This window comes from Exiguobacterium sp. EF_C8 (assembly GCF_054956715.1).
Genome location: NZ_CM143264.1, coordinates 1,349,485 through 1,375,883 on the forward strand (window position 1 = coordinate 1,349,485; position 26,399 = coordinate 1,375,883).

General features: G+C 45.4%; 30 protein-coding genes. 16 read left to right on the forward strand and 14 right to left on the reverse strand.

Annotation, left to right across the window (positions count from 1 at the left end; all coding sequences use genetic code 11):
• Positions 1–52 precede the first annotated feature (52 nt).
• From ACY2IG_RS07085 to ACY2IG_RS07105, 5 genes are read right to left on the reverse strand one after another with little or no spacing between them, the layout of a single operon-like run.
• Positions 53–748 carry a dihydropteridine reductase gene (locus tag ACY2IG_RS07085; protein ID WP_462618591.1) on the reverse strand — a complete coding sequence of 232 codons (696 nt, stop codon included), beginning with the start codon at positions 746–748 and terminating at the stop codon, positions 53–55.
• Between the two features lie 26 nt (positions 749–774).
• Entirely contained in the window at positions 775–1,527 is a 753-nt protein-coding gene (locus ACY2IG_RS07090; RefSeq protein WP_375091571.1) for an iron ABC transporter ATP-binding protein, read from the reverse strand.
• Positions 1,524–2,588, reverse strand: a complete 1,065-nt coding sequence (locus tag ACY2IG_RS07095; RefSeq protein WP_462618592.1) for an iron chelate uptake ABC transporter family permease subunit — start codon at positions 2,586–2,588, stop codon at positions 1,524–1,526. The genes ACY2IG_RS07090 and ACY2IG_RS07095 overlap by 4 nt, the downstream gene beginning before the upstream one ends.
• Positions 2,585–3,580 carry an ABC transporter permease gene (locus ACY2IG_RS07100; RefSeq protein WP_290753189.1) on the reverse strand — a complete coding sequence of 332 codons (996 nt, stop codon included), beginning with the start codon at positions 3,578–3,580 and terminating at the stop codon, positions 2,585–2,587. The genes ACY2IG_RS07095 and ACY2IG_RS07100 overlap by 4 nt, the downstream gene beginning before the upstream one ends.
• A 20-nt stretch (positions 3,581–3,600) precedes the next feature.
• Positions 3,601–4,593, reverse strand: coding sequence for a siderophore ABC transporter substrate-binding protein (locus ACY2IG_RS07105; protein WP_462618593.1), 993 nt, complete (start codon positions 4,591–4,593; stop codon positions 3,601–3,603).
• Positions 4,594–4,975: 382 nt separating this feature from the next.
• Between ACY2IG_RS07105 and ACY2IG_RS07110 the strand changes: the two genes are divergently transcribed.
• From ACY2IG_RS07110 to ACY2IG_RS07125, 4 genes are all read left to right on the forward strand, one after another.
• The gene (locus ACY2IG_RS07110) at positions 4,976–5,932 is read left to right on the forward strand and encodes a GAF domain-containing protein (protein ID WP_462618594.1); all 957 of its coding nucleotides are present in this window, start codon (positions 4,976–4,978) and stop codon (positions 5,930–5,932) included.
• Positions 5,933–6,169: 237 nt separating this feature from the next.
• Positions 6,170–8,185 (forward strand): BglG family transcription antiterminator, encoded by a 2,016-nt coding sequence (locus ACY2IG_RS07115; protein ID WP_462618595.1) that lies wholly within the window; start codon positions 6,170–6,172, stop codon positions 8,183–8,185.
• Positions 8,186–8,188: 3 nt separating this feature from the next.
• Positions 8,189–8,455, forward strand: a complete 267-nt coding sequence (locus ACY2IG_RS07120) for a PTS sugar transporter subunit IIB (protein ID WP_462618596.1) — start codon at positions 8,189–8,191, stop codon at positions 8,453–8,455.
• 32 nt (positions 8,456–8,487) lie between these two features.
• On the forward strand, positions 8,488–9,750 hold the full coding sequence (locus ACY2IG_RS07125) for a PTS ascorbate transporter subunit IIC (RefSeq protein WP_290775143.1): 1,263 nt from the start codon (positions 8,488–8,490) through the stop codon (positions 9,748–9,750).
• 108 nt (positions 9,751–9,858) lie between these two features.
• On the opposite strand, the gene ACY2IG_RS07130 is transcribed toward ACY2IG_RS07125, so the two are convergent.
• Positions 9,859–10,416 carry a hypothetical protein gene (locus tag ACY2IG_RS07130; protein WP_462618597.1) on the reverse strand — a complete coding sequence of 186 codons (558 nt, stop codon included), beginning with the start codon at positions 10,414–10,416 and terminating at the stop codon, positions 9,859–9,861.
• Positions 10,417–10,670: 254 nt separating this feature from the next.
• On the opposite strand from ACY2IG_RS07130, the gene nikA reads away from it, so the two are divergent.
• Genes nikA through ACY2IG_RS07155 form a run of 5 tightly spaced genes read left to right on the forward strand, consistent with a single transcriptional unit; the run spans position 10,671 to position 15,674 of the window.
• Positions 10,671–12,281 (forward strand): nickel ABC transporter substrate-binding protein, encoded by a 1,611-nt coding sequence (gene nikA, locus ACY2IG_RS07135; protein WP_290787387.1) that lies wholly within the window; start codon positions 10,671–10,673, stop codon positions 12,279–12,281.
• A 12-nt stretch (positions 12,282–12,293) separates the two neighbouring features.
• Complete coding sequence (gene nikB / locus ACY2IG_RS07140; protein ID WP_462618598.1) at positions 12,294–13,235, forward strand: nickel ABC transporter permease; 942 nt, start codon at positions 12,294–12,296, stop codon at positions 13,233–13,235.
• The gene (gene nikC, locus ACY2IG_RS07145; protein ID WP_374120232.1) at positions 13,232–14,077 is read left to right on the forward strand and encodes a nickel ABC transporter permease subunit NikC; all 846 of its coding nucleotides are present in this window, start codon (positions 13,232–13,234) and stop codon (positions 14,075–14,077) included. Before nikB ends, nikC begins: the two co-directional genes overlap by 4 nt.
• Positions 14,074–14,880 carry an ABC transporter ATP-binding protein gene (locus tag ACY2IG_RS07150; RefSeq protein ID WP_462618599.1) on the forward strand — a complete coding sequence of 269 codons (807 nt, stop codon included), beginning with the start codon at positions 14,074–14,076 and terminating at the stop codon, positions 14,878–14,880. The genes nikC and ACY2IG_RS07150 overlap by 4 nt, the downstream gene beginning before the upstream one ends.
• On the forward strand, positions 14,877–15,674 hold the full coding sequence (locus ACY2IG_RS07155; RefSeq protein WP_462618600.1) for an ATP-binding cassette domain-containing protein: 798 nt from the start codon (positions 14,877–14,879) through the stop codon (positions 15,672–15,674). Before ACY2IG_RS07150 ends, ACY2IG_RS07155 begins: the two co-directional genes overlap by 4 nt.
• A gap of 46 nt (positions 15,675–15,720) precedes the next feature.
• Here ACY2IG_RS07155 and ACY2IG_RS07160 read toward each other — a convergent pair whose 3' ends face one another.
• The 4 genes from ACY2IG_RS07160 to ACY2IG_RS07175 all read right to left on the reverse strand — a co-directional run bounded on the left by ACY2IG_RS07160 (position 15,721) and on the right by ACY2IG_RS07175 (position 18,215).
• Positions 15,721–16,491 (reverse strand): ABC transporter permease, encoded by a 771-nt coding sequence (locus ACY2IG_RS07160; RefSeq protein ID WP_311247206.1) that lies wholly within the window; start codon positions 16,489–16,491, stop codon positions 15,721–15,723.
• Positions 16,488–17,372: an ABC transporter ATP-binding protein gene (locus ACY2IG_RS07165; protein WP_462618601.1), complete on the reverse strand. Its 885-nt coding sequence runs from the start codon at positions 17,370–17,372 to the stop codon at positions 16,488–16,490. The genes ACY2IG_RS07160 and ACY2IG_RS07165 overlap by 4 nt, the downstream gene beginning before the upstream one ends.
• Positions 17,369–17,596 (reverse strand): PLD nuclease N-terminal domain-containing protein, encoded by a 228-nt coding sequence (locus ACY2IG_RS07170; protein WP_462618602.1) that lies wholly within the window; start codon positions 17,594–17,596, stop codon positions 17,369–17,371. Before ACY2IG_RS07170 ends, ACY2IG_RS07165 begins: the two co-directional genes overlap by 4 nt.
• Before the next feature lie 100 nt (positions 17,597–17,696).
• Positions 17,697–18,215, reverse strand: a complete 519-nt coding sequence (locus ACY2IG_RS07175; RefSeq protein WP_035408389.1) for a helix-turn-helix domain-containing protein — start codon at positions 18,213–18,215, stop codon at positions 17,697–17,699.
• Positions 18,216–18,380: 165 nt separating this feature from the next.
• Between ACY2IG_RS07175 and ACY2IG_RS07180 the strand changes: the two genes are divergently transcribed.
• On the forward strand, positions 18,381–18,629 hold the full coding sequence (locus tag ACY2IG_RS07180) for a hypothetical protein (RefSeq protein WP_035408387.1): 249 nt from the start codon (positions 18,381–18,383) through the stop codon (positions 18,627–18,629).
• 55 nt (positions 18,630–18,684) lie between these two features.
• Here ACY2IG_RS07180 and solA read toward each other — a convergent pair whose 3' ends face one another.
• The 3 genes from solA to ACY2IG_RS07195 form a co-directional block, all read right to left on the reverse strand.
• A complete protein-coding gene (gene solA, locus ACY2IG_RS07185) occupies positions 18,685–19,827 on the reverse strand; it encodes an N-methyl-L-tryptophan oxidase (protein ID WP_462618603.1) in 1,143 nt (380 codons plus the stop codon).
• 70 nt (positions 19,828–19,897) lie between these two features.
• Positions 19,898–21,595: a methyl-accepting chemotaxis protein gene (locus tag ACY2IG_RS07190; protein ID WP_462618604.1), complete on the reverse strand. Its 1,698-nt coding sequence runs from the start codon at positions 21,593–21,595 to the stop codon at positions 19,898–19,900.
• A gap of 431 nt (positions 21,596–22,026) precedes the next feature.
• Positions 22,027–22,494, reverse strand: coding sequence for a DUF2975 domain-containing protein (locus ACY2IG_RS07195; protein ID WP_308101360.1), 468 nt, complete (start codon positions 22,492–22,494; stop codon positions 22,027–22,029).
• Positions 22,495–22,636: 142 nt separating this feature from the next.
• On the opposite strand from ACY2IG_RS07195, the gene ACY2IG_RS07200 reads away from it, so the two are divergent.
• The 6 genes from ACY2IG_RS07200 to ACY2IG_RS07225 all read left to right on the forward strand — a co-directional run bounded on the left by ACY2IG_RS07200 (position 22,637) and on the right by ACY2IG_RS07225 (position 25,214).
• Positions 22,637–22,861, forward strand: a complete 225-nt coding sequence (locus tag ACY2IG_RS07200; RefSeq protein ID WP_075642185.1) for a DUF2188 domain-containing protein — start codon at positions 22,637–22,639, stop codon at positions 22,859–22,861.
• Between the two features lie 110 nt (positions 22,862–22,971).
• On the forward strand, positions 22,972–23,796 hold the full coding sequence (locus ACY2IG_RS07205; protein WP_308101361.1) for an SDR family oxidoreductase: 825 nt from the start codon (positions 22,972–22,974) through the stop codon (positions 23,794–23,796).
• A gap of 20 nt (positions 23,797–23,816) precedes the next feature.
• Positions 23,817–24,110: a putative quinol monooxygenase gene (locus ACY2IG_RS07210; RefSeq protein ID WP_308101362.1), complete on the forward strand. Its 294-nt coding sequence runs from the start codon at positions 23,817–23,819 to the stop codon at positions 24,108–24,110.
• A 211-nt stretch (positions 24,111–24,321) separates the two neighbouring features.
• Entirely contained in the window at positions 24,322–24,528 is a 207-nt protein-coding gene (locus tag ACY2IG_RS07215) for a helix-turn-helix transcriptional regulator (protein ID WP_308101363.1), read from the forward strand.
• Between the two features lies 1 nt (position 24,529).
• Complete coding sequence (locus ACY2IG_RS07220; protein ID WP_308101364.1) at positions 24,530–24,913, forward strand: hypothetical protein; 384 nt, start codon at positions 24,530–24,532, stop codon at positions 24,911–24,913.
• Between the two features lie 28 nt (positions 24,914–24,941).
• A complete protein-coding gene (locus ACY2IG_RS07225) occupies positions 24,942–25,214 on the forward strand; it encodes a hypothetical protein (protein ID WP_308101365.1) in 273 nt (90 codons plus the stop codon).
• Between the two features lie 189 nt (positions 25,215–25,403).
• Here the strand turns inward: ACY2IG_RS07225 and ACY2IG_RS07230 are convergent, their stop codons facing one another.
• Entirely contained in the window at positions 25,404–26,318 is a 915-nt protein-coding gene (locus ACY2IG_RS07230) for a hypothetical protein (RefSeq protein WP_462618605.1), read from the reverse strand.
• Positions 26,319–26,399 lie beyond the last annotated feature (81 nt).

Genomic DNA, 26,399 nt, shown 5'->3' on the forward strand with positions numbered 1-26,399 from the left:
TTTGTTCGTCATACAAAAAGAGACCGGGACAGTGTGAATGTCCCGGTCTTCTTCATGCCAAAAACGTATCCAATTGGTCTTGGCGTTTATCAATCATAATCTGAGCCTTTGGAATGTTAGCACCTTGTAACACGTTAATCGTATCTCGGAGAAATTCATCACTACCAACGATGTAGAACAAACCTTCCTTGTCCGCTGTCATCGCTTTGACAGCATCGTAGTAAGCAGAGCGATTTTCGACATAAGTAGGGCTAAACTGCTCATGTGAAAGAAGCTGAGTTTTAAATAGTTCAGTTCGCGTAGAATCGACGTTCAACGAGTGTAGATGAGGAACGCCACTTCTATCAGCCTGATGTTGCAAGATGATCGGACGAAACGTTGCCAAACCAACGCCTGCTGAGAGTAAGTACACCGTACGACCTTCCCGACGCAGTGGAATATTCGAGTGCGTCTTGAATAAGGCAATCTTTTCACCCATTTTCAATTGCTGAAGTGTCTGCTTAAAGACGGAACTTTCCGGTTTGATCCGTGTCGTGATCCCAATCGTTCCTTCATGAGGGAGCGTCGAGATTGACATATGCCGGATCAGACTGCGGTTCGGCTTTTCGCCTGCATTAAAACCTTCTAGCGCCATATGCGTGTGGGCGCCTTCCTCCCAAACGAAATCATCTGGGCGTTTTAAATGAAACGTATAGGTATGTTCGCCCTCTTGCGTCACTTGTTCTAGGGGTAGCCAATCGATCTGCATCGTTCATTCCTCATTTCTATTAAGTATCAATATACAGCAATCGGACCATATGGGCCTTCGATGATCTCAAGTCGTGTCTCAAAGATCTCGGATAATAGCGCTTCATCCATGACCTCGGCGACTGTTCCGAAGGCGGCAATTTGTCCGTCCTTCATCGCACAGATGTGATCGGCGTATTTCGCGGCAAAATTGATATCGTGCAAGACGGTGATGATCGTTCGTCCAAACGTATCAGCGACGTGTCGTAGATAACCCATCATCTGGACTGAGCGGGCGATATCGAGGTTATTGAGTGGCTCGTCGAGTAAGACATATTCCGTTTCCTGACAAAGAACCATCGCAACATAAGCTCGTTGCCGCTGTCCACCAGATAATTCATCGAGATAGCGGTTCTCAAGCGATGTCAACTCGAGGAAATCAATGTATTTCGAAATGATTGTTTCGTCGTCCGTTGTCAGGCGACCTTGTGAGTAGGGGAACCGTCCGAAACCGACGAGCTGTCGGACCGTCAGCCGGGTCACGAAATGATTTTCTTGTCGCAAGATCGTGATGATCTTTGCTAAATCTTTTGATTTACTACTTGTCACATCCATGCCAGCGACTTCGATCTGCCCGGCATCGAGATCCAGCAAACGGCCGATCATCATTAACGTCGTTGATTTCCCTGCACCGTTTGGACCAATCAAAGCCGTGAAACCGCCTTTTGGAATCGTTAAGTCGATTGGACCGATTCTGACATCGTCTGTATACGATTTTTTAACTTGTTCGAGTGATATCATAGGGACCTCTTTCTAAGCAACACGATAAGGAAAATCAGCCCGCCGAACAGTTCGATGATGACGGAGACGACACTTGGCGTGTTGAAAATGTGATACATGAAGAAATAGGCAGTCGTTAAAACGAAGAAACCAATTGCGAATGCCATCGGGAAAACATATTTATGATCGTATGTCGCAGCGACTTGATAGCTGAGCGTCGCCACTAAGAAACCAAAGAACGTCAATGGTCCGATCAGAGCCGTCGACATCGACATCAGGAGTGAAATCAAAATCAAGAAGTAGATGACACTGCCGCGATGATTGACACCGAACGATGTCGCGACCTCTTTTCCGAGTGCGACGACGTTGAGTCGTCCGGACGAAAAGTAGAGCAACAGACCAACGACGAGGACGACCGGAATGACGATCGGGAAGTAAGCTGCGTCGGCATTCGTGACCGAACCGAACAGGCGCGCTTGTAAGATGTCGAACTCGGACGGCGCGAGCATCTTTCGCATGAATGACGATAGCGAGTTGAGACCAGTACCGAGAATGATTCCGACGAGTAACATCAATTGCAAGTTCGCGTACTTACCAGACAATAACCAGCCGTATAACAAGAGGCTCATCGCGAGCATGATCGCGACCTGTGTCAAAAAGGCATTCGTGCCGGTAAAGCCAACGAGTGCTCCCGCACCGAAGAAAAAGATCATCGATGTCTGGATCGTCGAGTAAAGGGCATCAAAACCAAGCAGGGACGGTGTTATGATCCGGTTGCTCGTGATCGAATGAAAGGCGACGGTCGCGAGACTTTGGCAAATTGCTGCAATCGCCATCGTGATGACTGCCGTGATCCGGCGTTCGACGACCGGCCAAAAGGACGGAGAATCAACCGGAACCGGATTATTGTAGAGCAAGAGACCAATCGTACTGAACACTCCGCCGCTAAGGAACAGGATGAGGAGAATCCAGTAGCGGCGCTCGAGTCGTTTCGACTGAAAGGCAGACGCCCGGCGATTGGTTTCACGTTTAACGCTCGGTTGATTTCTTGTATGTTCTTGTTGTCTAATCGCGGTACTCATCTGACACCTCCAGTCTTCCGCCGACGTAACAGAATGATGATGAAGACGGCTGCTCCGACCGTTCCGAGAATCAAGGAGACCGGCAGTTCAAACGGGCGGATGATCGTGCGTGAAATCAGATCACTAATTAGAATCGTTGCCATGCCAATCAGACAGACCCACGGCAAATTACTACGAAGATCGTCACCGCGAAACATCGAAACGATGTTCGGAACGATCAAGCCGAGGAAGGGCAAATTGCCAATGACAGTCGCGACGACACCGACGGATAGGGCAATTAGTCCGGTCGCAATCAGCATCAGCCGGTTGTAGTTGACACCGAGACTCGTCGCGATGTCTTCGCCAAGCCCAACGAGCGTCAAGCGACTCGCAAGGAAGAAGATACAGACCGTGACTCCGATGATGATCCAGAGATACTCGTAGCGACCGATTTGAACGGACGCGAACGAACCGACGAACCAGCCTTCGATTGCCTGACTGGCACGGAAGAACAAACCGAGGAACGTCGAAATCGCAGAGATGACGGCTCCGAGCATGAGACCGATGATTGGGACGATTAATGATGACCGCAGTCGGACCGAACGGAGAAACCAGAAGAAGACCATCGTCCCGATGAATGCAAAAAGAATAGCACCGGTCATCCGCATCATTAGCGACGGTGCCGGAACGAGTAAGTAGACGGCTAACAGTCCGAGTCCTGCCCATTCGATCGTTCCCGTCGTCGTTGGTTCAACGAGCCGGTTTTGGGTAATCAGTTGCATGACAAGTCCTGCCATCGCCATCGCAGCACCGGTCAGCATCAAGGCGAGCGTCCGCGGAACGCGCGTGATCCAGAACATATCGAAATCGTTCGCGGCACTCCGTAGTTCGTAGACGCCCGTGAAGAGGGACGCCGTAGCGAGCGCTAAGACGAGACATAAGGTCAAGACGAACGGCTTCGTCCAAACGACAGAAAAGGAAGGTCGAGCGGGTGGCTCAACTCTTCCATTCATTTGTTGCTGTGCATGTGCCATTACTTCTTGAGCGCTTTCGCGATGTCAGTGAAGAATTCCGAGTACGTCTGAATCGATTCATTTAAGTACGTATCTTTTGGTGCATAGACGATGTTGTCGTCTTTGATTGCTTTCGTTTTTTGCAGAGCAGGCGCACGGTCGATGACATCTTGCGCCGGTACGGCACCTTCTGCGTTTCCGAGTGGCGCGTCACGGTCAATGACGAGTAGCCAGTCCGGGTTACTTTGAGCGATCGCTTCGACCGAGACTTCATCACCTTGATCGTTCCCTGATTTTTGTTTAACTTCGAGCGCTGGTTTCCAGTCGAACAAATCATACATCGGTCCGAAGACACGTCCACTCATCGGCGCTGAGAATCCAATATCGCCACCCGAGACGATGACCGACATGACGCTGTCCTGTCCGTTATACGATTTTTTGACGTCTTTGATCGATTGCTCGAGTGTCGTCACGAGCTGATCCGCTTCTTGTTTTTTATCGAAGATCTGTCCGAGTGTCTCTGTCGTATCTTCAAGTCCTTTGACGAGTAACTCACCTGGCGTACCAGAGTCTTCCGGTAATGCGATGTCAAGATCGATGACAGCGGCGTTTGGAACGAGTTTTTTGATGTCTTCATAATGATCAGCGAAACGCTGCCCGACGATGACGACGTCCGGATTGACACCAGCGATCGCTTCGAGGTTCGGTTCGAAGTGCATGCCGACATCGACGATATCCTTATCTTTTGCATAAGGTGACTCAGCCGGGAGCAGTCCGACTGGTGCTGCAATAAGTTCGACGTCCCATGCGGCAAGCGTCTCAAATGTCCGGTTATCGAGTGCGACGACTTTCTTCGGATCAACCGGAACGTTGACCGTTCCATGTGCGTCTTTGATTTTGATCGTCTTTGGTGCCTCTGCGTCCTTCTTCGTGTCTGCTTCTCCTGCGTTCCCGCATGCTGCGAGTAAAACAGCAAGCGAACTCACGACGAGTGGTGTTTTCCATTTCCCCATGATGATTCAGCTCCTCATATTTGATTTGATAACACATAAATCACGGATTGAGCAGCAGATGGATTATGTATGACTACCTGATTAATCTGTTCTCAATAAGTGATAATGATTATCATTGTCATGTTCACTGAGAATCATAGCAAACGAATTCGGAAGACGCAACGCCATTTTCCAAGGAATTACCTGGAACAGTTTTTTACTTCTATAAACTATACAAAAATAAAAAAATGATAATCCTTCTCATTTGGATGTATAAATAGGACCATCGGACGCTTTTAAGCAACAGAGGTTTAGACGACTTCAAAAAGAGAAAGTGGTAATATATGTATCAAATTTTCAAATCAGAGACACCGCAGAAGACGACTTTGAAATGAGGTGCTGTATGAATCAACCATTTGAAGAATTGAAGATGTATCAAAATTTTGATGAGCTTGCTGACGATGTACTCGATTTCGCAAAAGAGATTTTACCGGATCAGATGTTGTACTTATCAGCAATCGAAGCAGGACAACAACGGATGTTAAAGATTGCAAACGATAAAGCAGATATTCCGATGGTGGAAGGCATGCAGATTGAATTAAACCAATCATTATGTAAACTGGTTGATTTCGAGACGAAACAGCCGGTCGTCCTCGAAGATATTCCAAACGCGGAACAACTCGGCGATTGGCGAAAAGGTTTGGAGGAGGCTCACGTCCGGTCCTACTTAGGGATTCCAATCGTCTTGACGAGCGGGGAAACGTTCGGCACGTTATGTGCGATCAATAATCGGGTCAGCTTGTATGAACAGAAGAATGTTCAGCTGCTGCAACGGATCGTCCGACTCTTCTTGTACTACTTAGAGCTTGAGCGTCATGCTTGGAAGGATGCGTTGACAGGACTGCATAATCGGCGGTACTTAACGAAGCAGTTCGAGGATCATCCCGGACAGACAGGGGCGGTGTTCTTCCTTGATCTCGATGGCTTTAAGCAAGTCAACGACGTCTTTGGACATGAGACGGGGGACATTGTTTTGCAAGAGGTCGCGCAACGTCTACGACAGTTCGTGCGCGAACAAGACGATGCGATGGCCGTGCGCCTAGGAGGCGATGAGTTCATCCTCCATTTCGGTCATGCTGATTCAAGGGAAGGGTGGGAGCGACTCGCGAAGCGGATCGTCACTTCGTTAAGTGAGTGGGAAACAGATTACCGTGTGTCAACAAGTATCGGGATCGTGATGTATGACGCCGAATTTCGTCCAGAGTTAAAAGTCTTGCTACAGCAGGCAGATGTCGCGCTATATGCTGCTAAGTCGTCAGGAAAGAATACGTATCAATTTTACGAGTTAGTAAAAGAGTAAAGTCTACCATGCCCATGAATATTTGTTCGTTATAGAACAGGATGCTTGTTTTAGTATGGTAAAGTACAAATAAAAATTAAATTGCTTGTAAAACACTCATGTAGCGAATGAGTGTTTTTTTGTGTTGAGAAAGTAGAGACAGTTTTTTGTCATGAGCCAGAACAAACTTCAATCGTAAACGCTTACAAAAAGCAACTGTTTTCGTTTTATACTGAATGCGTAGGAGGGCCTCCACTAATGTTACTGAACGAGAAAAGCAAACGAATCCTTCATGTGATTCTTCATGAAGAGATCGTACAAATTCCATTTTTATTAACAATCTTACCGTATTCCAAACGCACTTTGGAGTATGAAATCGAACGTATTCAGGAATGGCTAGGATATCATCACTTCCCATTGCTTGATGTGAATGGATCGATTTTAACGATTCCAGCTGATAAGGGGATTGGAGAAAAGCTAGAGAAGGCTGAATTAATCTTTTCAGAAGAAGAACGTGAGTTGTTGATCACGTTCTATACGATGATGGAAGACGATTTTGTATCTTCCGTTCATTATCAACAGTTGTTAAATGTATCGAAATTTACAGTGCAAGAAAGCTTAAACGCTGTGAAAAAAGATGCCGTTCAATTTGGAATTACACTCAATTATTCTCGAAAAGATGGATATCACTTCTACGGACATCTACAAACTATTTATTTGTATATGTATCGAGCGATTGAGCGCTTAATTCGACTTTCTACGAAAAATGATTTGATGGCTATGATCATTGATGATTGGTCAGAGCGTTTAATTAAAGCGAAACAACAAATCGAATCATATGAAGCACAACAACAATTTCAATTTGTAGAAGAGCATCGAGAAAAACTTTCTTATTTTTTGATGATGGGTCGATCGCTAGCAATAAAGGAAATCGTTCCGAGTGAAGAACCGCTGTTCATGAAAGACATTGATTCGACACTCATTTCGTATTTCGAAGAACGAACACTATTCGTTGATACGTTAGATCTCCTTATTCAAAGCGGTCCGAAGATAGAAGAGGAAATTCAAAAAGATCTTCATATTCGCCTTTCTGCAGTCATGCATGAGGTAATTACTCATTTTGAGACGATTTCTTGCACTTTCATTATCGAAAAAGAAGCTCTTTGTGAAAAGTTAGTACTTCACTCGAAAGCTACGATGCAACGCCTTTATTCAGGTTTGGAATCTTCATCGGAATTGAAGCGGTATGTCATGGAAGAACATCAAGTTTTACATGTTCTTGTATCGAAAGCACTAGAACCATTCCGCAAATTGATGAATCAAGATATACCAGATGTCGAAGTCATGTACTATACGCTTCACTTTGCTACACATCTAAATCAGCAAGGAGAGCAATTGGATAAAAAGTTAAAAGCAATTGTCGTCTGTCCAAGTGGGATTAGCGTATCGCATATGCTCGATTACATTCTCAAAAATCAATTTCCGGAGATTGTATTTTTACCACCGGTGTCACAACGAGAAGTCGGTCAATTCGTTGAAATCATCGATGTCATTTTTACGACAGTTCCGTTAGAAGAGAGCATTCATTTGCAGGCAGATGTCATGCTTGTACCTACATTACCAACACGTTTTGAGCAAATTACATTAAGACGTTCGGTAGAGCAACGTTTTCTAAAACGAAACCAAGCAGATGGAATTCAATTGGAAGATTTAATTGCTGTCATCAAACAACATGCAACAATCGATAGTGAATCGGCGTTGCGACAGGCTTTAAATCAGTTGTTATTTCCAAAACAACAAAAACTGCTACAAGGAGGACAACCGGTGCTAAATGATTTAATCACAACAAACCAAATACAGCTACACCAACGTGTGGATTCGTGGATGGATGCCATTCGAGTGGCAGCAAGCCCTTTACTGCTCGAGAAGAAAATTCAACCGTCGTACATCGAGACGATGATTCAAAACGTTGAGTCTCATGGTCCATATATTGTTTTGATGCCAAATGTGGCGATTCCGCACGCACGACCAGAAGACGGAGTACTTCAACTAGGAATGAGTATTTTGAAATTAGAAGAACCTGTTTTATTTCCACAAGATAAAGAAGTCCATCTGTTCTTTGTTCTTGCCGCCATTGATCAAACAACACATCTTAAAGCGCTAAGTCAGCTGACGAATCTTTTAGGAAATCAAGTGGATGTCACACGTTTGCTAGAAGCAAACTCTGTAGCAGAAATTGAAACAATCATCGAACCATATTCTGAGGAGGACTAAATCATGAAGAAAATTTTAGTAGTATGTGGAAACGGACTTGGATCAAGCTTCATCATGGAACTCAACGTTAAAAAGGCACTTGAACAAATGGGAAAAGAGGCAAATGTTTCTCATACGGATCTATCGACGGCTCAAACTGAACCTGCTGATATTTATCTAGGCGCAAAAGATATCATTGTTTCGCTCGACAACGGTACACGCGATATCGTTGCACTTGAAAATGTCATGAATATCGAAGACATCAAAACACAACTTAGTACGAGACTTTAAGTAAAAACACTTAAAAGAATGGGGGACTGACCTTGCTTGATTTACTTATGCGAGATATTTTAGGAACGCCAGCAATCCTGCTCGGTATATTTGCTCTTGTTGGATTACTGTTGCAAAAAAAGGATATTGCGACAGTGGTTTCGGGAACACTCAAGACGATCATGGGCTTTATCATTATCGGCGCAGGAGCCGGTGTCATCATCGCAGCACTCGAAATCTTTAGTAAAATGTTCGATCATGCATTCAGCATTCGGGGAATCATTCCAAATAACGAAGCAATCGTAGCAGTTGCTCAAGATGCATTTGGTGTAGAGACTGCAATGATCATGGTGTTCGGAATGGTCATGAACATTGTTTTGGCACGGTTTACACCATTTAAGTACATCTTCTTGACTGGACATCATACGTTATTTATGGCGAGTTTACTTGCAGCAATTCTTTCAGTTTCCGGATTGAGCGGTGTTCTATTAGTTGTTGTGGGTTCGATTCTACTTGGATTATGTATGGTTCTTTTTCCAGCACTCTTACAACCATTCGTTCGACAAATCACTGGTTCTGATGACTTTGCAGTTGGGCACTTTGGTTCTCTCGGATACTTTATTTCTGGAACGATCGGAAAATATGCGGGAAATAAAGAACACTCAACGGAGCAAATCAAGGTACCTAAACAATTAGGATTCTTAAGAGATACATCTGTTGCCGTCTCTTTGACGATGACGTTACTCTTTGTTGTCGTTGCATTATTTGCTGGACCAGGATTCATTGAAAAAGAATTATCGAGTGGATCGAACTATATCGTTTTCTCTATCATTCAAGCTATTACGTTCGCGGCAGGAGTCTACATCGTACTTGCCGGTGTTCGGATGTTAATTTCAGAAATCGTACCAGCATTTAAAGGAATCGCGGATAAACTCGTACCGAATGCAAAACCGGCGCTAGATTGTCCAACAGTCTTCCCATTCGCGCCAAACGCGGTCATCATCGGTTTTCTATCTAGTTTTGTCGCTGGATTGATTTCAATGTTCTTCTTACCTTTACTCGGATTATCAATCATCGTTCCTGGATTAGTGCCTCATTTCTTTACAGGTGCTGCTGCTGGCGTATTCGGTAATGCGACTGGGGGAAGACGGGGTGCAATACTTGGATCGTTTGCAAACGGTATTCTCATCAGCTTTTTACCAGCCTTCCTTCTACCGTTACTCGGAAATCTCGGTTTCGAAGGAACGACATTCGGAGATTCTGACTTTGCATTCGTCGGAATTTTGATTAGTTGGATTGTTTCTCTATTTAGTTAAATAAGCGTATTGATTACTTAGCTCGTTATAAAAAAAATGAGCGATTCATTTCTACTCATCGAAAAAGACCTGACGCTTCTGAAATCATTCAGAAACAGTCAGGTCTTTTTACTTGCTATGTAGGCGATGGACGATCCGAATGATGTCCTTTTTCGGACGGTCAGGAAACCTGAGACACAACGTCTCGACACACTTCACAGGATCCTCATTCTCTAACAAGCGGAGGGCTTCCTTTACAACTGGATCATGTGATTCGGTGACTTCGGAAGATTTTGCAGTCAAATCTCCTGATTGATGAATCAGGTAAAACAATACCGTATGTACAGTCACAAGTACGATTTTCGTCGCGAGAGAAATCGTGATGGACTTAACGTAGAGATCCATCCAAAGCAAGACACTTAAACTTACCCAAAAATTCACTACGGCAAAGAGTACGTTCGAGACAGGGCGCTTAAAAAGTCCACCGAGCGCACGCATCGCTCCGTCGAAGATGACGCTAACAAAGAGACTTGCGAGATAGAAACATAAAAGAAACACAAGGCAACCAACGAACGAGTCGTAGGAAACATCTCCGACGGATAAAATCAGCCCATCGATCATTAGCAAAGGAAGCACTAAGAGGAGAGCGAGAAACACAAGCGAGACGGAGGAAACCAGTCGTGGCATAACATCATCCTTTCAATACGAATCGTCTTGTTGCACAAGAGACATATCCTACAGATTAGGATATCGTTTAACGTATTTGATTACAATTATTCACAAAAAAGAGACGTGCTCAGAACGTTCTCTGTTAATTGTGGAAACCCTGTCAAAAAGCGCTTCAAAGTCCAGTCAACATCTAGATTATTCATTGACAATCCTTATCTTTCCCTCTTACAATTGAAAATGATTATCAATACAAGTTGGGGGTTCTGCTTACAATGAACGTTAACCGTAAAAAATTACTAATTTCTACCGTCTCGATCCTGTCTTTGACATCATTATTGATCGGCTGCTCGAATCCAGGCGAGTCGACAGGAGAGCGAAAAGATAAAGATACATTGACGCTCGCGTGGCCACGCGACGTCGGAACGATGAACCCGCACGTCTATAACCCATCACAACTGTTTGCACAGTCGATGATCTATGAGCCACTCGTCCACTACGGCGAAGGTGGAAAGCTTGAGCCATACTTAGCATCGTCTTGGAAGATTTCTGAAGACGGAAAAACGTATACGTTCACGCTCCGTGACGGTGTCAAGTTCTCGGACGGCTCGACGTTCGACGCAGCCATCGTCAAAAAGAATTTTGATGCGATCCTTAAACAAAAAGCCTTACATAGCTGGCTTGGGTTCATCACGAAAATCGAGAAGACGGAAGCGGTTGATGCAAAGACATTCCGTCTGACATTATCCGAAGCGTACTATCCGACAATTCAGGAACTCGCGGTCGTCCGTCCGGTACGTTTCCTCGGAGAGGCTGGATTCCCGGAGAACGGCGATACATCGAAAGGTGTCAAAAAGGAAGTCGGGACAGGTCCATGGATGCTCGACGAGTACAAACCGGATCAGTACGCGACGTTTAAGGTCAACAAGAACTACTGGGGACCGAAGCCGAACGTCGATCACATCAAGGTCGACATCATCCCGGATGCGGAGACACGTGTCTTAGCACTCGAAAAAGGACAGGTTGATCTGATTTACGGGGAAGGGGCGATCAGCATCGATGCCTTCAACCAGTTGAAGACGGATAAGTCGTACAAAACGCAGATGTCTGAACCAGTCGCGACGCGTCTCCTCGTCTTGAACACGAAAAATAAACGTCTGTCTGACGAACGCGTCCGCCAGGCGTTACAGCACGGGTTCGATAAAGCCGCCCTCGTTGAAGGGATCACGTCGGGATTAGAAGCTCCAGCTGATTACTTGTTGCCACCGAACATGCCGTACACATCGAACTTGAAAGTGAAGCAACGGGATTATGACGTGAAGGAAGCGAATCGTCTTCTTGATGAAGCAGGTTGGAAACTTCCGAAAGGTGAGAAGGTTCGCGTCAAAGACGGTCAACCATTGCAAATCGGGATGATGTATGACGCAGCAGAACAGGTCCAAAAGGCGATGGCCGAGACACTTCAGTCGGAATGGTCAAAAATTGGTGTCGAGCTGAAGACAGAAGCCGTCGAACTACCGGATCAAGTCCAGCGCTTCAAGGATAACCGGTTTGATATCAACTTCTACAGTAACTTCGGTGCACCGTATGATCCGCATACGTTCGTGAACTTGATTGATACAGATGGCTTCGGCTTCAAGGAAGCGATTTCGGCTTATCCGAATAAAGAACAACTGTTGCAAGAGATCAAAGATGTCTTGAAGACGACGGACGAAACAAAGCGTCAGAAGATGTACGCCGACATTCTGCCATCGCTCCAAGATCAAGGTGCGTTAATTCCAATCTCGTACTTGAAGAAGATGGCAATCTATCAATCGGACGTGACGAACTTCCAGTTCCCAGCGAACCGAGACGAGAGTCCATTCGCGCGTATCGGAATCAAGTAAAGGAGGGATGACATGGGGGTCTTCCTCGTCAAACGTATATTATCCGTCATCCCGATCTTGTTACTTGCTGTCTTGATTCTGACCGGGTTAATTCATTTATCGCCAGTTGATCCGGCACAGGCCTATCTATCTGCTGCCCATATCCAGCCGACGGATGAACTACTCGCTGCAAAACGAGCAGAATTCGGGCTCGATCAACCGTTCTACAAACAATATATTGATGCCGTCATCCGCTTGGCGCAGCTCGATTTCGGAACATCGTATCTATCGGGTAAACCGGTCCTTGAAGATGTCTTGCTCCGTTTACCACCGACAGTCGAACTGGCTTTGACGAGTCTGTTGCTGGCGCTTGTCATCAGTATTCCACTCGGGTTCCTTGCCGGCATTGAGAAAAATGGCTTCTTTGACCATCTGAGTCGGGGAATCGCCTTCATCGGGGCTTCAATTCCGTCGTTTTGGCTCGGATATCTGTTCATCTTCTTCTTTGCCGTAAAGCTTGATTGGTTTCCGGTCGGCGGGACAGGAAGCGTAATGCACTTAATTTTACCGGCATTGACACTCGCGTTTCCATTGATTGCCCTTTATACACGATTGCTGCGCGGAAGTGTGATTGAAGCATTGAATGAACCGTATGTCTTGTTTGCCCGGACACGTGGATTAAAGGAAGGACGGATTCTTGGCAAACACGTCCTTCGGATGGCGATTCCGCCAATGATCACGGGTCTTGGGATGAACCTCGGGAAGTTGCTGACGGGAACGATCATCGTCGAGACCGTTTTCTCGTGGCCTGGCTTCGGTCGCTACTTCATCGAAGCGATCTTTGATCGAGACATGCCGGTCATCCAAGGCTACGTCTTTCTCGCGGCACTCGTCTTCATCGGCAGCAGTTTGCTCGTTGATATCATTCAAGCCGTGCTCGATCCACGACTAGCGAAAAAAGGAGGAGCAGTATGAATACTCCACTTCCAGCAACGATGATCCGGTCGCGATATACACCGCTTCTTTATCTCTGTGCCCTCGTCTTGATTGGCATGGCAGGCGTTGCGTTGTTTGCACCGTGGATTGCACCGCATGATCCGAATCTCGTCGACTTGACGCAAAAGCTTCATGGACCTTCGTCAGCCTATCCGCTCGGAACCGACCAGCTCGGACGTTGTCTCTTGTCGCGCTTGATCTATGGTGCGCGGATCTCACTCGGATGTGCCGTGTTGATTTTCATCGCCTCACTTGCAATCGGATTGTTCGTCGGAACACTTGCCGGCTATCGTGGCGGTTGGGTCGATCAACTCTTAATGCGTCTGTGCGACGGTGTAATGGCGTTTCCGAGTCTGATACTCGTCCTCGGTCTCGTCGGTATCTTTGGTCCGGGTCTCAAGCAGGTCATCATCGCCTTGATGCTCGTCCAGTGGGTTTATTACGCGCGGATGTTCCGCGGAATGGTCATGACGTTGAAGACGGAAGCGTTCATCGCGGCTGCTCGCGTCAACGGTTCATCTTCATGGAAGATTATCCGGACGCACATCCTGCCGAACATCTTACCGCCGCTACTCGTCATTGGGACACTTGAGATGGGCTGGGCGATCATGGATATCTCGGCGATGTCGTTCCTTGGGCTTGGTGTCCAGTCACCGACAGCCGAATGGGGAGCGATGATTCACGAAGGAAAATCGTACATCCGGACGAATCCGGAATTGATGATTTATCCGGGACTTGCGATCATGCTCGTCATCATCAGCTTTAACCTAGTGGGAGAACAGTTAGCAGAACGATTCGGTGTATCAAAAACGATGAAATGAGAGGAGGTGCCCGTATCAAACCGATCTTAGCTGTCGACGGTCTGACCGTCTGTACGAAACAACAAGTAACATTGATCGAAGGGGTGACGTTCTCGATTCAACCAGGTCAAATCCTCGGTCTCGTCGGAGAAAGTGGTTGTGGGAAGACAGTGACGAGTCTTGCGTTGATGCGTCTGCTTAATCCGCAAACGACAGACGTGACCGGTGATATCCGACTGAACGGAAAATCGATCCTTTCCTTATCGGAACGCGCTGTTCGGTCGATTCGGGGCGGTGAGATTGCATTCATTATGCAAAATCCGATGAGTGCCTTCACACCGGTCTACTCGATCGGGCACCAGATGATCGAGACGATTCAGACCCATTCACGTTGTTCAAAGCGTGAAGCGAAACAGCAAGCGATGACGGCACTTGAAGAAGTTAATCTAACGGATGCCGCCCGGTTGCTCAAAGCTTATCCGTTCGAGCTGAGTGGCGGGATGTTGCAACGGATCATGATCGCATTAGCCGTCGCCCTTCGCCCGAGCGTCCTGATTGCCGACGAACCAACGACCGCGCTCGACGTCTTCAATCAAAAGACGGTTCTTGAATTACTTGAACGGATGCGGGCGACCTACGGAACGGCGATGTTACTCATCTCGCACGATCTCGGTGTGATCGCTGAACTTGCAGACGAAGTCCTCGTCATGCAACAAGGACGGATCGTCGAACAGGCGGATGTCTTTGAATTGTTTGATCGACCGCAGCATCCGTATACGCAGTCACTTCTCGCACAGCATATCGGAAGGGAGGCGTTCGGATGAGTCTACTGCAAATTGATCAAGTCTCGCATGTCTACAAGCGCCGGTTTCAACCAGCACAGATTGTCTTACACGAAGTCTCATTGACGCTTGAAGCCGGACGCTGTCTCGGGTTGCTCGGATCGAGCGGTGCCGGGAAAAGTACGCTCGGACGACTATTGCTCGGACTCGAACGTCCCTCGAGCGGAACGATCTGGTTTAACGGTGTCGATCGCCACGCGACAAAACGTCTGTTTCAAGGTGACGTCCAAGTCGTCTTTCAGGACTCGTTTGCTGCCGTCAATCCGAAACTGACAGCGGCTGATATCATTGCGGAACCGCTCGATAACTTCATTCGTTTAAAGGGAGATGCGCGGCAACAACGCTTGATGACGTTAATCGAACAGGTCGGGCTCAAGGCGACGGATTTGACGAAATATCCGGCGCAGTTCAGTGGCGGGCAACTCCAGCGGATCGCAATTGCGCGAGCGATTGCTGCCGAACCACGCCTGATCGTTTTAGACGAAGCGGTCAGTAGTCTCGACATGGTCAATAAACGATTGATTCTCGCTTTGCTAGCTGATTTAAAGCGAAAACACGGCTTAACATATGTCTTCATCACCCATGACATTAAAGCTGCCGAGCAACTCTGTGACAGCTTTGCAATTTTGGAGCAGGGACGCCTTGTCGGTCATTACCCGAGTCTAGCGGCGTTCGATGCTGCGACGGATCCTGCCGTTGAACGGATGCGTCAAGCGAAGCTTGCCATGCACCCAAGACAACGAACGATTCGAAAGACACAACCAAACAAAGGATAACGGACTGCTGAACGCTTCCGTTATCCTTTTTTGTTGTAGAGCCGGATCAGTAAGCCGTTTTTCGGAACCGAAGTGCCGACCAGCCGAGTGTGAGGACAATCCAAACGAGACAAGAAATGACACCGAACAGATGGGACGAAGAAAAAAACGATGTGTTCGATGGAACTGACAGAAGCGCACCAGGCATGAAAAATAGAACGTCTGGCTTTAGAGAAGGAAGTACAACAAGAAGCAAGGAGACGACGAGCGATAGGATGCCAATCGGTACAGCGCGTTGCAAGAAGGTGCTGATCAGTAATGTCAGACTAACGACGAACAACGTCCAAAGACTAAAATCGAGGATGATGCGTAGCGCAAGCATCGGCGAAAGGAATCCGAACCAATAGACGGTCAGACAATAGGACGTGAGTGCCCCGATTAGAATTCCGAATAAACTGATCATACCGTGACTGAACCATTTCGATAGCAGATAGACATTCCGAGAAACAGGACGCGTTAAAATGAAATCCTGCATGCCGGTTTGGCGATCTGACGCTAGCAGTCCCATGAAGCTCATGATCAGAACGATCAAGCCAAGCTGATTGAACTGTCCATGAATCGTTGCGCTGAAGACGTCAAGTGATTGCGGAGCAGGACGATTCGGATCAACGATGATGCCATCCGCGTTTCCGACGTGTGCGAGTAAGACATCCATATACATCAACAGCAATGGTTGCGTCACGCCGAGAGCAATGAAAAACAGCGGTAACCAGACGATTTTCCATTCTTTCCACGCTTCCAACCACTCGGTCAGCGTCAGCGTATAAAACGTCCTCATACGTCCGCCACCATATCGAGGAACCGTTCCTCGAGTCCAATCGGTTGATAGGCGATCGAAGCAATCGACCATCCTAGTTGAATCAAGGTGGTCGCTAACTCTGAAAGGTCAAGTGGCTGCTGTGCAGAGAATTGATAGCAGCATGGGTTGATTCGACTAATCTCGACTCGTGGAAATAGTGTCGCAGAAAAAGACGGGGCAGCTGTAAGCGTCTCGACTTGAATCCGGTATTGATCCACGTTGCGTTGATTGTCGAGCGGACCAAGCAATTTTCCATGTTTGATGACGAGGAAGCGGTCGCAACACGTTTTCGCATCTTCTAACAGGTGTGTCGAGACGATGATCGTCATCCGTTTCTTTAAACGGAGGATCAACTGATTGATATCATGCCGACCACTTGGATCAAGGGCGGAAGCTGGTTCATCGAGAATCAGAAATGTCGGTTCATGTAAGATCGCTTGGGCGATCCCGAGACGTTGGCGCATCCCGCCGGACAAGCGTTCGATGACTTCTGCTTGTTGAGCGTGGAGTCCAACTTCATGTAGAACGTCCGGAATCCGCTTATTTAACGTTGCACGATCAAGCCCCGACAAGTGACCGAAAAAACGCAGTGACTGTTCGCACGTCATCCAAGGTTTAAAGTCGGTCTGTTGGGATAAATAGCCGATCGATCGCTGCTGTTGCCGGATGGGGCGGGAAGACATCGTGATGGAACCACGATCACCCTCAATCATGCCGCTTAGACATTTCAGGAGTGTCGTCTTTCCGGCACCATTTGGACCAATCAGTCCGAGACATTCATGTTCGTGAATCGTAAAGGAAATATCGTCTAGAATGAGACGTCGTTGAAGTGAAAGCTGGAGATTGGAAATCTGAATCATGCCGTCGTCCTCCTTCCGATGACGAAGTAAAGAATCGAGCCAATCGGCTGGACGAGAAGAATGACCATTAACCAAGTAGTCGGTGTCGCGATCCGGTCCTTGCGTCTAAACCAATCGATACAGGCGCAGCTGAGTAGAATCAGATTGATGGAGAGGTAAATCAATAATAGGGGCAGAAGTCGTTCCCAGTCGATTTGTGATAAGGCAGAGAAATCTGTATTCATAAAAACCCTCCTTTTCTATTACCATTATCAATAATGAAAATAGAAAAGTCAATAAAAGATGTACTGATAAAAAAAACACTCTCCTGAATACAGAGAGTGTTTACGGTAAGATGACGAGTGAGACGGTCCGTTCTTTTGCCTGGTCTTCCATCTCCAAGTGATGATATTTTTCGAGCAATGTCCGCATGTCCTGTTGGAAATCATTGAAGGTTTCATCCGTCAGCTGCAGTTTAACAATCGAGAACGTCGAGTGGTCCTGACCTTCCGTTTGAACGGTCTGTTCGAAGTATGTTTGGTACTGCTGTAAGACATACATGAAGTAGAACGAGACGAAATTCACTTTTTCGTCGTACGTCGCACTGTTCCAGTCTGCTTCGCTAATTTGATAACCGCTTGTGTTTAAAGCATATATTTTCTCTTCGACTTTTCCGACACGATGGACGGCAACGACTTTCAACAACTGATCGTCCATCATCGCATTGACTTGCCGGTATAAGGTCGACTGCGGTACATCCGTTAGGCGTTGATTCAGTTGCATGATTGATAAACCATCTTCGAGATCAATCAATTCAAGTGCAATTTTAAAACGGACATGGTTTTTAAATAGATTAAAGTTCATGATGCATCTAACTCCTTCATCGATGAGATTCCTGAAATTATCATATCATGCTACTAATATCATGCTACTAATGGTATTCTTAAAAATGATAATGTAAAAAGAAAGGAAATTTCAATTAAATCGAGAATAGTCTACAATGACACTAATTGGAAAAGGAGCGTTCCTATGAAAGATCCTAACTATCGATACGGTACATATGCACTTATCACAAGCTTTTTCTTATTTTTCATTGTTCAGATATTCCGAGCATATGTGGAATTATCACCGGAATTTGCTGGCGAAGCACTGGAAGAATATCATTTGATGTACTTTCCAATCATCGCATTAGTCGTTGGAGTTGTCTTATTTATCAACGGCTGGTGGAAATCGACGGAAGCACAACATAAAGCCTTGTCGAATTCAGAGCAAAAATAACGTATGCAAGTTAAAAAGACCGTCAACGAAATTCTCGTTGACGGTCTTTTTAGGTTTATTCACTGACTTTCGTAAATCGTTCAATCGAAAATGGTGCAATCGGTTCAGGAGTCGATTTTTCGATGACTAGTTCACTGAGTACTTTTCCGACTAAGCTGCTGAACTTGAATCCGTGACCGGAAAAGCCGGCGGCGATCGCGATGTGCGGATAGTCCGGGTGCAGATCGATGATGAAGTCCTCGTCCGGTGTCATCGTATAAAGACATGTTTTGCCATGAGATAAGGTATCGATCGAGGGGATGAATGTGTTCGTGAACTGTCGTAAATCTGCCAGATCACCGGCTTCTTGACCAAATGGACGGCGTGGATGATTCGGATCAACCGGGATACCACCATCGTGCCGTCCGATTTTCAGACCGGCTTGAGCGATGCTTGGAAAACCGTAATAATAACCGGCGGGTGTATCAAAGGCGAAGGCAGGGAACACCGCGTCGTTGAATACTTCTTCCGCTGCTTCAAACCAGGCAAACGTCTTTCGGACCGGGCGAAGCGGTAAGGAGAGTCCGGTCTGTTCGAGCAACGGACCAGACCAAGCCCCGGCTGCGACGATCAACGCGTCAGCTGAATAGATGTCTGATCCAACCGTCACGTCAACACCAGTGGCATGAGCAGTAAGCGTCGTCACTGTTGCATTCGTCCGGATGTCGACACCGTTCGCTACAGCAAGGTCACGGTATGCTTCAATACAATCCTCGCACTTCAATACTCCAGACGTCGGTTCGAAGCAGCCGATATAATCGTCGGGCATCGTTAAACCGGACCAGCGAGTTCTCATTTCGTCAGCCGTCAGGACCTCGAGCGGCAAATCATACTGCTCAGCACTCTTAATGATCGTCTGCATCGAGCGGGACGAGCGTTGACCAGCGTTCAAGACGCCAGTGTTTAGGAACAAGTTCCGACCGCTGATCTGTTCTAACTCGTACCATAAGCTTTGCGCAGCTAACGCGAGCGGTACGTAAGCTTCCCCTTCACCATAGGCATGGCGGATGATCCGTGTCTCCCCGTGATGACTTGCTTGATCATGCGGCGGATTGTGGGCGTCTAGTAGTAAGATTTTTTGATTGGTTCGTGAAAGATAGTAACCGGCAGCCATTCCCATGGATCCGGCACCGACGATGATGACATCATATTGGGACATGTGGTTCGACTCCTTCATATGTATATTCATACCAGTATAAAGTGAGAACCAAAACATGACAAATGTGATATCAAATCTCGAAGCGACGGGCTTCTTGTTCTAAGTGTTCCGTTCGTGCGTTTAAATCACCGACGAGCGTATGCAACGTCGTGATCGTCGCAATCATCTGTTCAGACGCAGCGGCGACTTCCTCGTTACTTGCCGTATGCTCTTCCGCGACAGCGGCAATTTCCGTCAAGGCATTGCGAATGAATCGTTCTGCCTGCAAGACGTCTTCCATCTGTTGGGTCATCTGCTGTGTTGCCGTTGAGACGTGCGTGACTTGATCCGTCAACCGTTCGAACGTCGTATCTGTATCGAGAACGATCTGTTCACCGGCTGCTGTTGCTTCAACCGTTGTCTTGAAACTGTGTTGCATCTGTTGCGCACTGTCTTCAATCGAGGTGACGATTGTTGCGATTTCACTGACACTACTTGCGACATGACTTGAGAGATTCTTGACCTCGGTCGCAACGACGGCGAAGCCTTTGCCTTGTTCGCCAGCCCGTGCTGCTTCGATCGCGGCATTGAGGGCAAGTAGATTCGTCTGCTCGGAAATACCGCGGATAATGCCGACGAGCGTTTGGATATCCGATGATTGCTGTTTCAGTAGATCAATCTGTTCAGCAGACTGGGTGACATGTTGATGAATGTGGCGCATCTGTTCGACAGAAGCAGACATTTGATCCCGTCCGACTCGTGTCAGTATTGCCATCTGATCCGTCGTTCCTTGAATTTCGACACCAGACTGATTCGTTGTCTCGATTAATGCTGCGAACTGATTCATCTCGTCATTCAATGAAAGCGTGACTTGCGTCTGACTTTCAGTTCCCGTTGCGATTTCCGACATCGTATGAGCGATTTGCTCAGATCCGTCGAGTACTTCTGATGTACTTTGATCAATCGATTGACTCGTCGTCGAGACGAGGGTAGCTGTCTGTTTGATGTCGACAATCATCGTCCGGAGCATCTCGTTCATATCACGAATCGAGATCGCAAGCGCATAGATTTCGTCCTTTGAAGCGATTGTCAAATCGGTCAACGTCTGTTTCGCCTGATCCAGTCGTCCGTCGGCAATCAAGGCAGCGACTTTCTGTAACGTCTCGAGCGGACGTAATTTTCGACCGAGCACGATGTAAAGCAAGACGAGGGTGATCGTTAACAGCAGGAGCATTAACCCGATGAAAATCGGAGCGTTTTGTTGTAATAGATCCGTCGTAAGCGCATCGACTTCCTTCGCAGCGATGTCGGTTCCAAGAATGCCGATGACTTGACCGGACGCATCTTTTAACGGAACGTAGATGCTCATATACTGCCCATACACAGGATCATTAATGATGTCCGTCGCATGTGTGTCGCCTTTTAATACATCCTGCATATCCGCGACTTTTGCACCGCTTGCTGGCGCATCAATTTTAGCCGCATCTTTCTTTGGGAGACCGTCAATCAGCAAACGGACCTTATTTTGGTCGATGTGTGCTGTGTATGCATACAGGAGTCCGTTTTGCTTACGTAATGTATCAAGTTCATTTCGTAACGTTTCATATTGCTCAGATGCGATAGGCGATTGTAGAAATTCGCTGTAAGCCGCCGTGTCGAATGTCTTGCTGATACGTAAAGCATCCTTTTCAGCGGTCGCTTTAAGCGTTGAAACCGCAGTTTGCTTCGTATTGAAGTATAAGGCCAGACTACTAAAAACAAAAAAGGCAATCAAAATTAAACTAATCATTACTAAAAGGCGTGTTCGGATGGAATGGTTCTTGGTTGTGTTCTTCACGTGTAACTAGTCCTCTCAACTCATATTTTCTATCTATAATTCATTTATCGGTCGGTAAAATACATATTAAACAGGACCTTTTAACGATTTTTTTTATGCCACTGCTGGAAGACAAACTATTTCTTCTAAAAAAAGGATTTATCAAGAATGATTCAGGGCACATATTAAATAGAAAAAAATACAAATTGAGGGAAGAGGGATCGAGATGGAAAGTGAAGTCGATCATCGAATCAAAGCAAGACATGTATATGAAAATGAATTACGAAGACACGCGGTCAGCACAAAAAAGGCAACCTTTCGATTAATGACGTGTTTACATTGTCAATCGAAAATCCTGTTGAAACAGGGACATCAGGACACACATCAATGTGATAGGGTTTAAATTACTTGACTGACTGCAGATTTCGTAATAGAAGTTGTTGTATGCAAGCAAGTAAGGAACCAACTGTCAAAGGGATAAGGATTAAACTAATACCAACGAGGATCAAGCCAGGTGCATCATCGATTTGACCGATGTAAAAAAAGACAGGGAAGACGCATAAGGTCATTACTGAAATCACGTAACAATTCAGTTTCAATGATTGGATGGAAGATGTGATTAAAGGCAATGGAAGCGGGTCCGTCACAAAGTATTGCAATAGCCGCAACATGTGAATCAAAATAAACAGGACTGGAATCAATACGATATAGGCCATGATCAATACGAAGTAGCCAGGGCGTTCGAAGAGCAATTGTTCTGAAAGTCCATGCCATACAATAGGAATTCCACTACCAGCTATGCATAACAAACCGATCAGGATACAAATCATAATGAATTTTAAATAACGAACATGCCAAATGAGCCGGTTCATGATTCACGCTTCCTTTCAAGTCGGACACTTTCTTTTAGTATACTTCATAAAATAAAATGTTATTAAAATTTTAAAGGTAGAGGACATGTGGATCTCAAGCAAGTACTTAGAGATGAAACATACCGCAGAAAGGAGCTATACTATGCGACGAAATCAACATGTCTCCCCGCATCCCAAAGGCGGTTATCAAGTGAAAGCAGCCGGAGCGACCCGAGCAACAAAACGATTCGAGACACAGAAAGAAGCTATCGCAGAAGGGCGACGGATTGCGAAAAAACAAAAAACAGAATTATTGATTCACAATAAAGAAGGACAAGTTCGTGAAAAGGATTCGTATGGGCATGATCCTTTCCCGCCAAAAGGATAAAAAGCACTTCCTGAATGTATAGGAAGTGCTTTTTTACTCTACTAAAAATCGGTTTGAATTATGTGTGGCAGGGAAAAATAATTTAAACAAGTATAAAGGAGATATGTTTTATGGCTGAGGCGAACTTTTCGATTGAACATACGAGACAACTGGATCACGGAGAACAATCCTATAAAGGAAACAATAAATTACTCAACAAAAAAATCTTAATTACAGGCGGAGATTCAGGTATCGGTCGAGCCGTTGCCATTGCTTATGCGCGGGAAGGGGCAGATCTGGTCCTTTCATACTTACCTGAAGAGCAAGCAGATGCTGAAGAAGTAAAAGCACTAGTAGAACAAGCAGGGCGTACAGCGCATTTAATTCCGGGTGATCTATCCGATGAAGCGTACTGCGTTCAACTCGTCCAAGAAGCACATCAATGCCTAGGAGGATTAGATTCGCTGACATTAATTGCAGGGACACAGAATCCTGTAGAGCATATTTCAAATCTTGAGACAAAACAACTTAAAAGAACATTCGAAGTCAATGTATTCTCTGCATTTTGGATGGTGAAGGCAGCAGTTCCATTGTTGAAGCCTGGATCGACAATCATAACGACTACATCGGTTCAAGCTTATCATCCAAGTGAAATATTGCTTGACTACGCATCGACTAAATTTGCTTTAAATGGCTTTACGCGAGGTCTTGCGAAACAATTAGCACCGAGCGGCATACGTGTCAATGGTATTGCACCTGGTCCCATTTGGACGCCACTTCAGTTCACAGGAGGATTACTGCCGGATCAGATGCAGGATTTCGGAAAAGACACGCCACTCGGGCGTTGTGGTCAGCCTGCTGAACTCGCAAGTACTTATGTGCTACTTGCCTCAGACGAAGCAAGTTACATCACAGCACAAATTTATGGAGTCACTGGTGGGATTGAATTAGCTTGATGGAGTGAGGAGGAAGTGGCATGGATCAGTTTGGTGTTCTGACACATTATAAATGCACAGTAAATGATCAGGAAGCTTTATTTCAAGTATTGAATGAGCTACAACAACTTGTCTTGGAACAATCCGAATGTATTTTATATACGATTAATGTGTCAGATAAACAATCGGAGACGATTTTCACATACGAAATTTGGAGTTCCGCAGCTGCGTATCAAAACTCGCTCTCGCATGAGCTACAAAAATTCGTTCCGCTTGCTCCTAGTCTACCGGTAGTCGTAGTAGAAGAAACAAATACTTTTCGAGTTCATATGTAAGAACATTTTAGTTACTCTCCATGTCAGACGATCAATCCTGAACGATAAAAAGAAATTTCAAGCAACTTGAGATAAAGATCAAAGCACTTTCTGATGAACAGAGAGTGCTTTTTCATATTAAATTTGAATCTGAAATGTCAATAGTTTTTGACATGATGAGAGAAGTTCATTACAGTGGAGATGTAAAAAGAATTTGACACGTCGTGGAGGAATGAACGTGAGAAACCACATCAAGGAGCGACGTCTAGCAGCAAAATTATCGCAACAAGAACTGGCTGACCGCTGTCAGGTCAGTCGCCAGACGATCAATGCGATTGAAAACAACAAGTATGATCCGACTTTACAATTAGCATTTAATATCGCCAAAGTCTTACGAACACAAGTCGATCATCTGTTCATTTCAAAACAGGAGGAATGAGATGTCTAAGAAAAAAACAGTTCTATTTTTAGTATCGCTCGTGACGATAGCGAGCCTTACCGTCATCAGTATGATCTTTGAAAACAATGTAACATTCTTCTCGATCGTTCAATTGGCAATTCTGTTGATCATGTTCTTCTCGTATTTTACGTGGGCACGGTCAGGAAAGGACGAGCGTCCGGTACCAGATGATGAGCTCGGCAAAAAGATTACGACGGAGAGTGGACTTATTAGCTATAAAATCCTGATTGTCCTGATTTTTGGATGTATCTGTCTCGATTACTTTTTACATAAATCAGCGAATCTGTTATTGATCGTCTTATTCGCGATCGCGTTAGTTACACTACCAATCATCGAGTACATCAAAGCACGATCTTATCGATGAAGCTATTTAAAACGTAAAGGAGTAAAGCATGGACGAACGACAGTATCGGCTTACAAAACATATCATCAATACGGATTTTGATAAGGCGTATGAAATCGTACGGAATTTGAGCGAAGAAGAACTAGAGGAACTGATGCTTGATATCGGATCAAGGACGATGAACTTGACCGTCTATTCTTTCATGATCTATTTGTTGCAACTAAATGAGACGAGTAGCTTTCATTCCGTGACTTCACTTCTAATGGCATTTTCGTTGTGTCATATGGAAGGTGCCTACACAATCAGCTTGCATCATGCGTGAAAAGCAATTAAGCTCGCACCGCAAGATGTTACTTATTATGAATTTATCCTGTTTTTTGAAGGCAATCCCTATGTCTTTCTGTCTAAAGAAGAAATAACTGATACCCACAAACGGATCAAAGGATTGCATAAATGATGAAAAAAATACCTAGATGAGATGACTAATAATCTCTTCTAGGTATTTTTTTTATTATTTTGTCAGTACTGGTGAAATCAATGTAGTAACTGTATTGTTTCCTTCTGCAGTTACACGAAGATTTGTCACACCCGTCACATCAACATCAAAGTCGATTGGGTCATCGCCATATACAACATCATAGCGACCAAGTTCTTTTCCGTTATTGTCGGAGAATACAAGTGTCATTTTGTCATCTGGATAAGCATGACTTAAGTGGCTAGAACTTTTTGTTAGTGCTTGTTCAGTCAATAATGACACTTTCCCAGTTAGTTTTTTATACTTTTGGTCCAAGCTGAATGTAGCATATTCGTCATTATAGAAACCCGATAAAATAACATTTTGATTGTTCAGTTTACCATTTACTAAAATGGATTGATTTTTTTCAATCGATTCAAACGATGAAGAGGCGATATGAATCGATGAAAGCGATGTACCTGAAAGTGGTGTTCCGACTTCATATGCAGTAGATGTCTCGATTAGAGGTAATCCTGAAAGGTCTGCTAATAATTGTAATGGTACATATGGTGTCTTACCGAGCATCAACAAGCTTTCTGTATTTTTGTACTTACCAGTTACGACTGATCCATCTGTGACAAGTGATTTCGAAGATGTGAGAAGACGATATCCAGTCGAAAGTTCTTTAACTTTCTTCTTGTTCCCTTCGTTCTCAATTTGAAGATTCTTGTACTTAGTATCTAGTGATTTATAAGATTTTGAAAGACTCGTGTGTTGTCCTTGTAACGTCTTATAGGCATTTTCCGACTTCTTTGTTTTTTTCTTTTCGTCGGCTAGTTGTTTTTGAAGTGCTGCTTTTTCCTTTTTCAGTTTAGCGACTTCTTTTGAACTTGAACTTGCTTCAACGATTGATGTCTGCATGACACCGAATGCTAATGATGATACAAGACCTGCTGCGATCCATTTCTTCAAGATAGTTCCCCCTTAAATGTCAAAAATGATTTCTTACACTTAACAGTATATTCCAATAACGTCTTTTTGGATTTCAATCAT

Excerpts from the sequence above, each read along its gene's own strand:
- ACY2IG_RS07205 (WP_308101361.1), top strand. The coding sequence starts at position 22,972 with ATGGCTGAGGCGAACTTTTCGATTGAACATACGAGACAACTGGATCAC.
- ACY2IG_RS07200 (WP_075642185.1), top strand. The coding sequence starts at position 22,637 with ATGCGACGAAATCAACATGTCTCCCCGCATCCCAAAGGCGGTTATCAA.
- ACY2IG_RS07195 (WP_308101360.1), bottom strand. The coding sequence starts at position 22,494 with ATGAACCGGCTCATTTGGCATGTTCGTTATTTAAAATTCATTATGATT.
- ACY2IG_RS07175 (WP_035408389.1), bottom strand. The coding sequence starts at position 18,215 with ATGAACTTTAATCTATTTAAAAACCATGTCCGTTTTAAAATTGCACTT.
- ACY2IG_RS07165 (WP_462618601.1), bottom strand. The coding sequence starts at position 17,372 with ATGATTCAGATTTCCAATCTCCAGCTTTCACTTCAACGACGTCTCATT.
- ACY2IG_RS07105 (WP_462618593.1), bottom strand. The coding sequence starts at position 4,593 with ATGGGGAAATGGAAAACACCACTCGTCGTGAGTTCGCTTGCTGTTTTA.
- ACY2IG_RS07090 (WP_375091571.1), bottom strand. The coding sequence starts at position 1,527 with ATGATATCACTCGAACAAGTTAAAAAATCGTATACAGACGATGTCAGA.
- ACY2IG_RS07190 (WP_462618604.1), bottom strand. The coding sequence starts at position 21,595 with ATGATTAGTTTAATTTTGATTGCCTTTTTTGTTTTTAGTAGTCTGGCC.
- ACY2IG_RS07100 (WP_290753189.1), bottom strand. The coding sequence starts at position 3,580 with ATGAATGGAAGAGTTGAGCCACCCGCTCGACCTTCCTTTTCTGTCGTT.
- solA (WP_462618603.1), bottom strand. The coding sequence starts at position 19,827 with ATGTCCCAATATGATGTCATCATCGTCGGTGCCGGATCCATGGGAATG.
- nikB (WP_462618598.1), top strand. The coding sequence starts at position 12,294 with ATGGGGGTCTTCCTCGTCAAACGTATATTATCCGTCATCCCGATCTTG.
- ACY2IG_RS07220 (WP_308101364.1), top strand. The coding sequence starts at position 24,530 with ATGTCTAAGAAAAAAACAGTTCTATTTTTAGTATCGCTCGTGACGATA.
- ACY2IG_RS07085 (WP_462618591.1), bottom strand. The coding sequence starts at position 748 with ATGCAGATCGATTGGCTACCCCTAGAACAAGTGACGCAAGAGGGCGAA.
- ACY2IG_RS07155 (WP_462618600.1), top strand. The coding sequence starts at position 14,877 with ATGAGTCTACTGCAAATTGATCAAGTCTCGCATGTCTACAAGCGCCGG.
- nikA (WP_290787387.1), top strand. The coding sequence starts at position 10,671 with ATGAACGTTAACCGTAAAAAATTACTAATTTCTACCGTCTCGATCCTG.
- ACY2IG_RS07160 (WP_311247206.1), bottom strand. The coding sequence starts at position 16,491 with ATGAGGACGTTTTATACGCTGACGCTGACCGAGTGGTTGGAAGCGTGG.
- ACY2IG_RS07130 (WP_462618597.1), bottom strand. The coding sequence starts at position 10,416 with ATGCCACGACTGGTTTCCTCCGTCTCGCTTGTGTTTCTCGCTCTCCTC.
- nikC (WP_374120232.1), top strand. The coding sequence starts at position 13,232 with ATGAATACTCCACTTCCAGCAACGATGATCCGGTCGCGATATACACCG.
- ACY2IG_RS07170 (WP_462618602.1), bottom strand. The coding sequence starts at position 17,596 with ATGAATACAGATTTCTCTGCCTTATCACAAATCGACTGGGAACGACTT.
- ACY2IG_RS07215 (WP_308101363.1), top strand. The coding sequence starts at position 24,322 with ATGAACGTGAGAAACCACATCAAGGAGCGACGTCTAGCAGCAAAATTA.
- ACY2IG_RS07150 (WP_462618599.1), top strand. The coding sequence starts at position 14,074 with ATGAGAGGAGGTGCCCGTATCAAACCGATCTTAGCTGTCGACGGTCTG.
- ACY2IG_RS07095 (WP_462618592.1), bottom strand. The coding sequence starts at position 2,588 with ATGAGTACCGCGATTAGACAACAAGAACATACAAGAAATCAACCGAGC.
- ACY2IG_RS07210 (WP_308101362.1), top strand. The coding sequence starts at position 23,817 with ATGGATCAGTTTGGTGTTCTGACACATTATAAATGCACAGTAAATGAT.
- ACY2IG_RS07225 (WP_308101365.1), top strand. The coding sequence starts at position 24,942 with ATGGACGAACGACAGTATCGGCTTACAAAACATATCATCAATACGGAT.
- ACY2IG_RS07115 (WP_462618595.1), top strand. The coding sequence starts at position 6,170 with ATGTTACTGAACGAGAAAAGCAAACGAATCCTTCATGTGATTCTTCAT.
- ACY2IG_RS07110 (WP_462618594.1), top strand. The coding sequence starts at position 4,976 with ATGAATCAACCATTTGAAGAATTGAAGATGTATCAAAATTTTGATGAG.
- ACY2IG_RS07120 (WP_462618596.1), top strand. The coding sequence starts at position 8,189 with ATGAAGAAAATTTTAGTAGTATGTGGAAACGGACTTGGATCAAGCTTC.
- ACY2IG_RS07180 (WP_035408387.1), top strand. The coding sequence starts at position 18,381 with ATGAAAGATCCTAACTATCGATACGGTACATATGCACTTATCACAAGC.